Source organism: Bradyrhizobium sp. WSM4874, from assembly GCF_055811835.1.
On record NZ_JBVVPR010000021.1, the window covers coordinates 56,638 to 69,187 of the forward strand.

Below are 12,550 nucleotides of genomic sequence, written 5' to 3' on the forward strand. Positions count from 1 at the left end.
CTATCCATTCCGGATATCTGTTCTGCACGACAGAACACGAGGACTGTATCAATGGCAAAGACAGGGGTTGATGCGGTCGGGCGCGCCCTGGCGATCCTCAAGGCCTTCGGCGCTGAGCGCGCAGCCCTGACGCTGACCGAGATTGCCGAGGCGACCGACTTCTACAAGAGCACGATCCTTCGCCTTGCCGCATCCCTGGAAGCGGACGGATTCCTGGTGCGGGGGACCGACCGGCTATTTCGACCCGGACCGGAGCTATGGCGCCTTGGGGCGCTCTATCAGCGTGGGCTGGACCTCGGTGACCTGATCAGACCCTCGCTCCATCGTCTGGTCGAAGCAACCGGAGAGACCGCATCCTTCTACATCGCGGAGGGCGACGAGCGCATTTGCCTTTATCGCGTTAATTCTCCGCGTTCCGTCCGGCATCACCTCGAAGAAGGACAACGATTGCCGATTGATCGCGGCGCTGCGGGCCGCGTTCTTACCGCTTACCGCGATTTTGCATTAGCTGATGGAAAGAAGATCAGAGATCGTGGCTTCTACGTCTCGATCGGCGAGCGTGATCCTGAGGTTGCGGCCGCAGCGGTGCCCGTAATCGATGTCTATGGCAAATTGCGGGGCGCGCTCTCAGTCTCCGCCATTCGCACTCGCTTTGATGCAGATGCTCGGAAATCTGCCGTTGAAGTGCTGAAGTCCGAGGCTAAAGCGCTGATTGGTTTGCTGCCTGCAAGTGAGCGCTGAGCTACAATGGCAGCGTTCTGTTTATAACGCACAGCTCAGCGGGTGCCGCAATGGCCTCTCCTGAGCGTAGCGCGCATTTCTCGCATTGTTGAGGCCTGCAGATCATCCTCGATCTCGACGCCACCCATCCCTACACGGACATCAGGAGGGAGGCTTCTTCAAGGCTATTACGCTGCTCGTGTGATGTGTGCTGGTGCGCGTGTTCTGGAGCGTCATGGCCTGACGGCCAAGCTGCGGCGCGCCGACATCGATGCAAGCGCGGTTAGGACGTTTCGCGGATTGTGCGACCTAAAGCCGGATGGGGTTAGACCGAATCGATTTGGGATTGAACGAAGCCGCTGTCGCGGCGTGCGTGGCGAGGTGGCGTAGATCGCCTCCTGGCTGAGAGGATGTGGGTGTTGGAGCCCATCCCCCTCAGACAGGAGTATCGAGATGGCCGATTTGAGCCCTCTTCGCCGCCGCATGATCGAAGACATGACCGTCCGCAATCTGTCGCCGGCGACGCAACGATCCTACATCAGCGCGGTTTCGAAGTTCAGCCGCTATTTTGGCCGATCGCCTGACCGGTTAGAGCTGAAAGACGTCCGCGCCTTCCAGGTGCATCTGGTCTCGACCGGCATCTCATGGCCAGCGCTGAACCAGATCGTCTGTGCGCTCCGGTTTTTCTACGGCGTCACGCTCGGCGAGGCGCTCATCCCGGAGCGCATTCCCTATGCGCGAGAACCGCGCAAGCTGCCGGTCGTTCTCAGCGCCGACGAAGTGGTTCAGTTCCTCGAGGCCGTGTCCAGCCTGAAGAGCCGCGCCGCGCTCACCACGGCCTATGCGGCCGGACTCAGGGCCTCCGAAGTCGCGGGACTGCGGATCGAAGACATCGACAGCGCCCGCGGCGTCATCCAGGTGCGCCACGGCAAGGGCGCGAAGGATCGCAACGTGATGCTGTCGCCCCAGTTGCTGGGCATCCTGCGCACCTACTGGCGGCTCGCCCGGCCGCGGCTTTATCTGTTCCCTGGTCGTGACGAAGATCATCCGATCGATCAGACCGTGTTGCACGCAGCCTGTCGATCGGCGGTGAAGGCTGCGGGCCTGACCAAGCGCGTCACGCTGCACACACTGCGCCACAGCTTCGCGACGCATCTTCTCGAGAACGGAATCGACATCCGGATCATCCAGGTTCTGCTCGGCCACAATAATCCGTCGTCGACGGCGCGCTACACGCAGGTCGCCACCCATACGATCCGGGCGCCCCAGAGCCCGCTCGACCGCCTGTCGCTGGAGGTGACGCCACCGGCATGACAACGGCTCCGGGATCCGGCTTATGACCCCCCGACGTCCGCCCGCACCGACCCGCCATCGACATTGCCGATATCTTGCGCCGGCATGGCGACGACTATCGTCGTGACCATGCCGGTCATCACGGTCGCGTCGAGCGGCGGGTGATGAGCGCCATTGTTGGGTGCCGAACCGAGGCGCTCGGCGGCCACGTCGAGGCCGCAATGACTGCGGCATGACGCGGATCGCCTGTAATTCCTGCCGGAATCGGCATTGTCCGAGGTGTCAGGGGCCAGCCCGAGCCGCGTGCCTTGCCGCGCGAGAAGCCGACCTGCTGCCGGTCCCCTACTTCCACGTCGTCTTTACGCTTCCTGCACCGATCGCCGCGATTGCTTTCCAAAACAAGGCGGTCGTCTATGCCATCCTGTTTAAGGCCGCCGCCGAGGCGATCACCGACGCTTGCTGCCAATCCGCGCCGGCTCGGCGCGGAGATCGGCAGCGTCGCGGTCCTGCACACCTGTGGACGAGCGCTAACGCATCATCCCCACATTCACTGTGTCGTGCCGGGCGGCGGCCCGTCACCTGATGGAACACGCTGGATCGCCAGCCGACCGAACTTCTTCCTGGCTGTCAAACCGCTGTCCCGGCTCTTTCGCTGGCTTTTTCTCAAACGCCTGATCGGGGCCTTCAACGCCGCCGCCTTGCGCTTCTTCGGCGATCTTGCTTCTCTTGCCGAACTCGACGCTTTCGCTGGTCGCATCAAAGCCATGCAGCGCGTCAACTGGGTTGCTTACGCCAAGCGGCCCTTCGGCGGACCCGCACAGGTGCTGGCCTATCTCGGCCGCTATACCCATCGCGTCGCGATCGCCAACAGCCGGCTCGTCGCACCCGACAACGATCATGTTGCCTTCACATGGAAGGATTACCGCCAGGACGGCGCGACAAAGATCATGAAGCTCAAGCCCGACGAGTTCACTCGCCGCTTCCTGCTTCATACGCTGCCCGACGGTTTCCATCGCATCCGCCACTTCGGCTTCATGGCCAACCAATCGCGCTGCCAAGCTCGCCCTTTGCCGCGAACTTCTCGATCATGAGACAGCCCCAACGACAGCCAGCCGCCGCCTGTGGATTCGGAAGCTCAAACCTGGGCCGAAGTTCCTGCCTGTCCGGATTGTGGTGGCGTCATGCGCATCATTGAGCGCTTTCGACACAGCTTCAGACGCTCCAGCCCTCGAACATCACCGTTCCGATGCGACACATCGTGAGCCAAGTCATGCCGTGCACGACGATCATCATTCGTCATTTCGCTCCCAGCGTCTCGATCATGGCGGACGATTTCGACTCCGTGCTTTCACACTGCGCGACAACAACGGTCCCATGCAGCAAAATGCCTATCGCGATCTCCAGTGAAGCGCGTCTGATCTCAACTCTTCCCCGATGCGCACATCTCGTGTCTCTGCCTCACGCGCCGAGCCAGCAGATCGGGCCTTCCGATCTCGAACGTGCTGCATGCTCTGGTCCTCGTCTTCGGCCAGAACGAACTTCAAACTGGATTAAGCCCGAGGGGCAGGGTCAACACCCACGCCTTCCTCGGCGGTGCAAAATCCATGCGCCAGATTCGTGTTGGCGTCGGCGGCGCCACTACGACGATCGCGTGGTTGCCCCCCAGCGCATCCAGTACGAGGGCAACCTATGGCGTGAGGACACCACGCGGCAATCCTCAGCGCGCGACAATCCTCAGATGGGCTGTGACGGGCGTCTCTTGGAGACTCGTACGACTCTCACGGCTACTCGCCGTTCCCAGCCGGTGGTCGGCCGCAGTCGACTCTTCTGGCGCGTGGCGGATTGTTAGCAAAGTTGCGCGACTGTCCGACGGCCTACATCTGTTCGTCGGAGCCGTGGCCTCTCGCGAGATCCCGTGTCCGTTGCATCGTGCGGGAAAAATATTCGTCGCGCTCGCGGCGCACGCGCTCTTGATGCGCTCTGAAATTCGCAACTCGTTTGCTGATGTGCTCTCGCTCGGAGGTGTCCCAGCTCAACCGCGGGGGAGAATCGGGTGGGGAAGCTTTTGCGATTGGCGCGATGGGTGCTATCAGCTTTGGAATAGGCGCTACGCTCCGTGCGCGTTCTACGAGTGCCGCGGATTGTTGAACCAGCGCCTCCAGTTCCTTCTTCCAGTTCATCTTCCATGTTCTCCGAACAGTCATGGGAGCATGCTAATTTGGTGCGGCACGCTCGTCCAGCTACCCCTTTTGGTAGTTGCGAGGCCGCTGCTTGTCCGCAAAATAGTGGCCGATGAGCCATTTGGGCCGATGAAATTCGCGGCTTCCCTGCTAGGAGACCCCACCCACGTGACCTTCGTCACCCAAGTGACGCAACAGGATGGAAGATCAGAACGATGCGACCTGGGTCAGACCCGTCGGCTGTGCCTGGCCTCTGGCATGAAAGCATGATCGCCCAGGCTCGCCATACTCGAACTCCTCAAGCGAACTACGCTGACGCCGAAGCAGCGGAGATTGTGCGTCAATGCGCGAATCGGTGCCGCCCGAATGGTCCGACCAGAACTACTCTACAGTATTGCTCAAATGGGAGACGGGAGTGGCGAGGGGTGTTGTGAAATGGTTTAACGCGACGAAGGGTTTCGGCTTCATTCAGCCGGATGGGAGCGGCCAAGATGTCTTTGTACACATAAGCGCCCTGGAGCGCGCTGGCCTCTCTGACCTGCGGGAAGGGCAGGCAGTCTCTTACGAGCTTAAAGTCGACCCGAGGCGTGCTAAAAGCGGTGCGGAAAATCTGCGTTTCTGATTTCATGTCGTAGGCGTCTGGCCTCAGCCCCCCCGCCCATGTCTGGCGCTTACCTCGGAACGACCCCAGCCGCTTTAAGCACTGGGGTCGTTTCATTTCTCGCCAATTTTCGACGTTTCGCGGGTCCGAATACAAGAGAACGTAGATAGCGATGCTCGCTAGCGCGTCGCCTCTTTGTCCCGTTTGGTAGACGGGTAACAGTCGGTCCGCCCGCTCGTCATAGCGCGATTTGAAGCGCGCTCGCGAGCGGCTTATTGGTCGGAAGGTCATCCTCGCCCATCATCCTGGACTGGAGGTGATGGCGCGGGCGCTGATCAAACCCGATACCGTGCTGCGACGCGAGTTCAACAGTGTGGACCAACGAAGGGATGGGAAAGCTAAGCAAGGACTCTCGAGCGGTTCGAGAGGGCTACGAAATCAGGCTATTGCTGCGCGAGCTCCCTTCGCCGGACGTTGGATCCGGTAAAGGTCGCCAGCCTCGAGGGCTCACAACCAGGCAATTCGTAGATTGTGGGCAGGCTCGTCAACGCACTCCATCAGGAGCCTTCGGGGATCTCGGGGAGCACGACGCCGCACCTGCGGCCGCGTTTGTGCATGCGCTCGCCGCGCTCTTGGCTCCGCCACACGGCTGGCGCGTACGCTGAAGCTGCAACCGCGTAGCCGCCCTTCAAGTGCTGGATGATCCTCGCCGAGAAATGATAGCTCGTCACGCAGCGGCGATGATCGTTTACCTTTACATCAATAATTGTCGGGGCAGGGCTGGATTGAATTTACCTTAATTGGGCGGGGCCATCTTTGGTTGAGTGCTCGTCCGGTCGCCACGCCATTATGGGATCGCTCTCCGCCCTAGAGCCTCTCGTCCTGAGGTTGGCAATCCTCTTGGCGCAGCGAACCGGCTAGAACTGACAATCGAACTTTGAGATGCACGAAGGCAATGCCGAACTCACCTATCGGAATTCCAAGGGGATTTTGCTGAGCCGGGACATTTCGGGCGTCCACCACCGATCCGCGCCCCTCGTAGCCTAATCTATTAACCGCGGAACGCTTCCGTCCATCATTAGGACTTCGCACGGACCAACATACGGCCCGTTGGCATCGCGCGTTGAAGCCCACTTGAGGATTCAAAGCCGGAGCGGCTGCTAGCATCAATGCTAAAGCTCGATCCGTCCTCCTAATTTAACAGCGCATGCGACGGCACCTTGAAACATCGCACTTCCGATCGGCATCAAGCGTCGGCGCCTATCTGGGTCTTACGCCTCGACGCAACCACTCTGGCGAAACCGGGCAAAATATCACGATGGGGCGACCGTCTTCTCCCAACCTACCTGTACGAGGCGGCGATCGTCCTGCTTCATCGAACGAAGAAATGGTCCTCTCTTAAGGCCTGGGGGCATGGAGCTCGCTAAGCGGATTGGCATGCGAAAGGCAAAGGTCGCCATCGCGCGCAAACTCGCCATCCTTCTTCACTGTATCTGGGTCTACGGCACATCGTTCGACTGGGGCCAGGGGAAGGAAGCCTGATCCGATCTTGTAGAGTTCCTGGTCCGGTCTGCCGGGCTGGCGATGTCCCGCTGGGAGGGTGTTGTGGCGACCTCGGTCAATCAGGTGGTGGCGGCTCGTTCGCACTCCGCTGCAAACGTTGAGGCGCCCGACCCCGACATCATCATGAGGCGCTGCGCGACCTCGGAAAGGACCATGATCCGAGCGAAGACCTCAACCAGCCCCGGCGATCCAATGCACGTATCAGCCGGCCCGCGCCGTCTCCGCAATCCGGACCAGCTCCGACGGCGCGAGCACTACCACCGTGCCGCGGGCGAGTTCAGAAATGTAAGCTTGACAACAAACCGCGATTAAAGGGCCGATTGACACCCAGGGCGCGCGTACGCACCGAGGCAATGGCGGCTCCCCGGAGATCATGATCCGCGAGCGCCCTGCTAAAGCTGCCGAAGCAGTGCCGGGACATTGTGAGTGAGACCTCCTCCTCGGTGTTGGCAGCTCAGCAATCTGCAGGCCGTCCGTGCGCACGAAAGGCATCACGATTCTATTGCACCGTTCGTTTGGCGCGGTTGGCGAAGCGCAGCGCCTGGTGGCGAGCGACGCAGCTCTTCGAGTAAGGTCAGGCCCTCCTTCACGATGCCGGCCGGAACGACAGTCCCACTCAGGACGCCAGTCGGAGGACACCGAGTGCCGTTTGTCGTGTGTCAACTATCAACTCTCGCAGTTGATGGAGAGAACGACCCATGCAACCGTAACGATCGGATACCACCGATGCAGGTCGATCAACATTCGGAGAGACGCCCATGCCATGCGGCGCCACGTCCATGGATGAAAAATGCGTACAAGCAGCGGCTGATCATCGACAAATGAAACGGGCGGATCCTTCGTACAGTGATGTTTAATAATGACGAGTGACGGCACAGAATCTTCGCTCCGCATCTGGCTCGCCGTCATCGTGCTAGGCATCGCCTCGTTTCACATCGTCTTGGCAGAGATAGCACCTATCGGGCTGTTGTCTCAGATTGCTCGCGACCTCGGACGAGATCAGGCAGCGGTCGGGCTCACGGTGGCCCTCTATGCCTGGATCGGTGCTGCCAGCGCTCTGTTGTCGCCCGTTCTGCTTCAGAAGTTTCCTCGCAAGCCGCTAGTCATCGCCTTAACTATTATCCTTTCCGCAACAACGTTTGCGGCGACGATGTCTCACACTTTCGAAGGGTTGTTGCTGGCACGCACGGTGGGCGCTGTCGTTCACGGTTTCTATTGGGCCATGGCGGCTGTGGTTGCGTCTAAGATTGCGCCGTCCCGCAGTATGGGTGTTGCGACGGCAATCGTATTCGGCGGGATCTCGATGGCGACCGTTGTTGGCGTGCCGCTCGCGAACTTCGTCGGTCAGGTGAGCGGATGGCGTGCAGCGTTCAGATTGATTGGCGCCATCGGACTGATCACCTCAGCCCTGATGGTGGCAGTTCTTCCGAAAATGCAGGCCGGGACGCCAGCGGGATGGAGAGAGCTTGGATCAGTCTGCCGCAGGCATGACCTGTTGGGGATCTATGCCGTAACGACATTCATGGCGGCGGCGCATTTCGGGGCGTACACATTTATAGAACCATTCCTCAACGAGATTCCAAATGTTGCCCAAGTCATGATTGGCGCGCTGTTGTTCGGCTTTGGCGGAGCAGGATTCCTGGGGAACATCTTGGCGGGCGTCCTCATCGACCGCTTCATGAAACCCATCATCACTGCGGGGCTGCTTGCTCTGTGTCTGGCGCTCGTTGGCCTTGGATGGTTTGGTCCCCAGTTGGGGACAGGCCGGGTCCTTGTCTTGCTGGTCATCTGGGGCGCGGCCGTCGCGGCGCTGTTCGCGGGACTCCAGACCTGGATCCTGCGCGCCGCCGGTTCGACAGTGATGACTGCTGCCGCGATGCACTCGGCGGTCATCAATTCGGCCATCGGCTTCGGAGCCGTCCTTGGCGCCCAGGTGTTGACTGTAGCCGGCCCATCAGGAGTGATGCTGGCAGCTGGTATGGTCGTCATCATCCCTCTGCTGATAGTTCTCCCGCAAGCGGCCCCAGAGGGTGATCTAAAAAAGGGGGCGTTGCTTGATGGATAACGCCGCAGCCGTGCGCACGGCGCGGATCGCCGCGTGCCCTACCGCGAATGTCGCACGAAACCTTCCGCTGGTGCGCGAGCGTTGGACCAAAATGTTCGTGCAGCCCGGCGGACCGGTCGAAGGGGGTGAAACACCACGCCAGGCCTTGCCCGAGAACTCGTTGAGGAACTCGGCATCGAAGTTTCTGGCGATGTACGCGAACATCTCGGGCGATTGCGCCGTTGCGGCATTGCGAGGAGCATTCGGTCGAGCGGTCTACCGCACTGCGGGACACTTTTGCATTCTTTCCACACAACAATGTCTGTGTCCTGAGATTACCCCGCATTCTAGCATCATAATTGACGCTACCCGACAGACGGGCAAGCTCGCCTTCTTCATCCCGTGAGCGTCCTCACGCTGGCGTGTGACGCGCTTCTCGATGATCGGTCCTATCGCGCTCAACCGAAGGCGCTCTTTGCTGGCTCTTCCGAGGCGCTGCCGAGCAGCTGAGCCATCATCGCCTTCCTGCGCGGAAGAGCAAGCTGATGACGTCTACTTGCGTGCTTTCCTGATTGAGCGCTCACCAGCATCACAATGGCACTCCAACCAGCGACTTCGATCAATTGCGTCCTTAGACCCACTGGGATCTCAAAGCCATGGTCTAGAACTGGGCTTACTGTCAATGAACTCGCATGATGGTGCCGAAGACGAGACGCAAGATCGGCGCGGCCTCTAGATCAAGTTTACGCTCTTGAGCGCATTGTGGCAGGTGGCTTCACTCCTTTCGGGATGGCCGTCGCATTGGATCATCGGCCGGTGGTCGGACGTGTCCTGCGGATACCCATATCCGCGAACTCGCAGGCACTTACACATTGATGCCCGCGTCGGCCAAAACCACAGGCTCAAGAGGGAGCTCATGCGCGGCGGCCATCGCGTCAACTTCTGACCTCGTGGACAAAGGCGGCGCACTCATCGTTGACAAGAGAGAGGCGCGGCTACGTCCATGATCCAATAGGTGCGTGCACGAAAATCGAGCTGTTCCAGGAGCTCCTAAAATCGGGCTGCAGGGCGGAGGACTCAAAACTGCGGACCGCAGAGCGGCTCGCTAGTTTGATGGCGGTCGTCTGCCCTCTCAGCTGGCGCGTCCTCTGGCTCATCATGCTCAATCGTACGGCCCGGACGCATCACCGAAGATCGCCTCCACGGACACCGAGATCGTATTGCCCGATGAACTCATCAAGGACGTCGGCATTCGACGAGGTCGCCTTGGAACCCCGCATTCTACTTGACCGAACTTGCACAATTGGGTGGCGACCTGGCCAGGGCCGCCGATCCGCCACCCGGAAATGTTGTCATTTGGCGCGGACTCTCCAGACACACCGGATCGAACTCTGCGCCGAAATTGGAGCGGTTGGAAATGTCGATAAATGAAGTGTCATCGAACAGTTCCACCGCTGCGGCTTTGGAATCGGCTGTTTGCGCAGTAAGCGCGAGTTTCCGGTGCGCCAACCTGTCGAGTAGATTGACTCGCCGCAACTGAGAAAACGGACTAGTGGCACACCCGATAAAAATCCATTAGCGTAGGCTTCCTATGTTTAGTTTGCCTGATTTGCGTGTACTGGAAGTCGCGGCCGTCGTCATCGAAGAGGGCAGCATGAGCGCGGCCGGCCTCAGACTTGGCATCACTCAATCGGCCGTTTCACAAGCGATGAAGCGCGCGGAGGCGCATATTGGCGCATCCCTCGTCCGTCGCGATCGTCGTCCCCTTGGGCCCACGGAGGCGGGGCAAGCTCTGCTCACCCACATGCGCGAGATAACCCTGCGCGTCGGACGAGCTGTCGAGGAAATGCGGGCCGCCGCAGCGCGTCCCGAACGCGAGGACCTTCGGCTCGGGATGATCGACACGTTCGCGTCCACAGTGGGACCACTGTTGGTCCGCAGCCTCATGGCGGGTTCAATCGCGCTTCGCGTGAGCGCGTATTCGGGGCTGGTACCCGCGCACGCCGAGGCATTGATGCGCAACGAGATCGATGCAGCTGTCACATCGGATCCAATGGAGGGCGTTGACGAAGTTACCCGCTTACCCCTATTGCGCGAGCCATTCCTCCTGGTAGCACCGATTGCCTGGGCGGATACTCTTCGCGATCGTCCACTGGACGACCTACTACTCGAGCACCGACTTATCCGCTACACCGCGCGTTCGCACATGGGAACGCAAATTGAACGTCATCTCCGGCGTCTAAGGATAGAGCATCCGCAGACGATGTCGTTCGACACGTCGGACTCGCTGCTCTCGATGGTCGCCAATGGCATGGGCGTGGCGATTACAACACCCCTGTGCATATTGCAGGCTGCCGTCCATCGACCGGCGCTCGAAGTCATGCCATTGCCGGCGACCGGCCTCTCGCGCACGATCGCGTTGGTGACTAAGCAAGGCGGATTAGGCACGTTGGCTGCGCGAATAGCGGATGATACTTGTGTGCTCCTGCGGAACTGGACCTTGCCCCAGATCGCGGCTCAAATTCCCTGGATGGCTCGTTCCGTCGGCAGCATCGTGTTGGATCCGCTCGCTCACGAGGACGCCGCCTGCCGGTGCGTTGCGGGTGGCTCCACCCGGACTCTCGACGAACAGTATAACCCTAATTAATCATACTTATTAGCCTTCATAACATCTCCGATCTTAGCTTTAACTCTCACCCGTCTTCGGAGAGAGTTGTTTGCGTAACGTCCGAACCCGGGATCAGAGATGTCAGCGACTCGCACCGAAATAGACAGTCTAGGAACGCGCGAGCTGCCGCTGCGCGCCCTGTACGGCTTGGCCTCCCTGCGTGGGAGCGAGAACTTCGACATCTCATTCCAGAAGCTCGGTGATCAGCCGGCACTTCTTCGGGCACTAGCGCGCATCAAGCGCGCTGCCGCGGCGGCGAACCGTGAGCTCGGAGCCCTCGACGCCAAAGTAGCAGGAGCACTAATCGCAGCTGCGGACGAGGTCATTGCTGGTAAACACGATGGGCAGTTTATCATCGGTTTGCTCGAAGGCTCCGGCGGTACATCGATCAACATGAACATGAACGAGGTTCTGGCGAACCGGGCCCTGCAAATTGTCGGTGAAAAGCCCGGTCGGTACGACGTGATCCATCCAAATGATCACGTGAACCTATGCCAGTCGACGAACGATGTGCTGCCCTCGGCGCTCAAGTTGGCGGCGCACGAAAAGTCCGGCGATCTGGTGGGTGCGCTGGACCAGGTGGCGGCCGCTCTTTCGGAGCGGGCCATTGTATTCGCTGACGTATTGCGCGTCGGCCGCACATGCATGCAGGCCGCCCAGCCGATGACGCTCGGTCAGGCGTTCGGCGGTTACGCATCAGCGATCAAGCGGCTCTCCTTGAAGCTGTCCGTGGCGCGCCAGGAATTGATGGTGCTTCCCCTCGGAGGCACTGCGATTGGCACCGGGCTCGGAGCAGTGCCGGGCTATCGCCGTGCCGTTTATGGACATCTTGCGGCAATCTTGGGCCACGCGGTACGCCCAGGCGACGACATGTTCGATGCCATGCAGAACGCCGACGCCTTCGCACGCGTGTCGTCGGAAATCCGCATCGCAGCAGAGGTAATGGCGAAAATCGCCTCTGACCTGATCATCCTTTCCTCTGGGCCAAATACGGGGCTTGGCGAATTGCGGTTGCCCGCTCTCCAGCCCGGTTCTTCGATCATGCCAGGTAAACTCAATCCAGTCCTGCCGATGATGATCCAGCAAGTTGCGTTCGCTATCGTGGGCAACGACGCCGCAGTATCTCTCTCAGCGTTGAGCGGCCAACTCGAAATCAATCACTTCGAGCCAGTCATCGCCTCGCGCCTCTTCGATTCGATCGAGCTTTTGACGCGATCGGCCAGAATATTTGCCGACCAATGCATCTCGGGGATCCGGGCAGACCGGGAACGGTCGCTCAGCAACTTGATGCAATCTTCGGCTCTTGCGACCGTGTTCGTACCGCGCCTTGGTTATGAACAGGTATCGACACTTGTGCTTACAGCCGCTGAGCAAATGCGGCCCTTCATCGAAATCGCGATCGACCGCGGACTTCTGAACCGTAGCGCGGTTTTGCAGATGCTGCACGAGAGCACCCGTTATCGCGAGAATGCCGCATGAGC

At 60.1% G+C, this 12,550-nt stretch carries 8 protein-coding genes and 2 pseudogenes; 9 read left to right on the forward strand and 1 reads right to left on the reverse strand.

Annotation, left to right across the window (positions count from 1 at the left end):
- Positions 1-51 precede the first annotated feature (51 nt).
- The 3 genes and pseudogenes from AC0L3P_RS21800 (at position 52) to AC0L3P_RS21810 (ending at position 3,275) form a co-directional block, all read left to right on the forward strand.
- A complete protein-coding gene (locus AC0L3P_RS21800; protein WP_473304903.1) occupies positions 52-741 on the forward strand; it encodes an IclR family transcriptional regulator in 690 nt (229 codons plus the stop codon).
- A gap of 432 nt (positions 742-1,173) precedes the next feature.
- Positions 1,174-2,034 carry a tyrosine-type recombinase/integrase gene (locus AC0L3P_RS21805; RefSeq protein WP_473304905.1) on the forward strand — a complete coding sequence of 287 codons (861 nt, stop codon included), beginning with the start codon at positions 1,174-1,176 and terminating at the stop codon, positions 2,032-2,034.
- Positions 2,035-2,090: 56 nt separating this feature from the next.
- Positions 2,091-3,275, forward strand: a pseudogene (locus AC0L3P_RS21810) (IS91 family transposase).
- 612 nt (positions 3,276-3,887) lie between these two features.
- Here the strand turns inward: AC0L3P_RS21810 and AC0L3P_RS21815 are convergent.
- On the reverse strand, positions 3,888-4,193 hold the full coding sequence (locus AC0L3P_RS21815) for a hypothetical protein (RefSeq protein ID WP_007599988.1): 306 nt from the start codon (positions 4,191-4,193) through the stop codon (positions 3,888-3,890).
- Positions 4,194-4,608: 415 nt separating this feature from the next.
- On the opposite strand from AC0L3P_RS21815, the gene AC0L3P_RS21820 reads away from it, so the two are divergent.
- From AC0L3P_RS21820 to AC0L3P_RS21845, 6 genes and pseudogenes are all read left to right on the forward strand, one after another.
- A complete protein-coding gene (locus AC0L3P_RS21820) occupies positions 4,609-4,815 on the forward strand; it encodes a cold-shock protein (RefSeq protein ID WP_473304989.1) in 207 nt (68 codons plus the stop codon).
- A 1,213-nt stretch (positions 4,816-6,028) separates the two neighbouring features.
- A pseudogene (locus AC0L3P_RS21825) lies at positions 6,029-6,336 on the forward strand (transposase); the annotation flags it as partial.
- A gap of 880 nt (positions 6,337-7,216) precedes the next feature.
- A complete protein-coding gene (locus AC0L3P_RS21830; RefSeq protein ID WP_007599985.1) occupies positions 7,217-8,422 on the forward strand; it encodes an MFS transporter in 1,206 nt (401 codons plus the stop codon).
- The gene (locus AC0L3P_RS21835) at positions 8,415-8,807 is read left to right on the forward strand and encodes a hypothetical protein (RefSeq protein WP_473304908.1); all 393 of its coding nucleotides are present in this window, start codon (positions 8,415-8,417) and stop codon (positions 8,805-8,807) included. The genes AC0L3P_RS21830 and AC0L3P_RS21835 overlap by 8 nt, the downstream gene beginning before the upstream one ends.
- Before the next feature lie 1,185 nt (positions 8,808-9,992).
- The gene (locus AC0L3P_RS21840; RefSeq protein ID WP_456766253.1) at positions 9,993-11,048 is read left to right on the forward strand and encodes a LysR family transcriptional regulator; all 1,056 of its coding nucleotides are present in this window, start codon (positions 9,993-9,995) and stop codon (positions 11,046-11,048) included.
- Between the two features lie 99 nt (positions 11,049-11,147).
- A complete protein-coding gene (locus AC0L3P_RS21845) occupies positions 11,148-12,548 on the forward strand; it encodes an aspartate ammonia-lyase (RefSeq protein ID WP_473304912.1) in 1,401 nt (466 codons plus the stop codon).
- Positions 12,549-12,550: the final 2 nt, after the last annotated feature.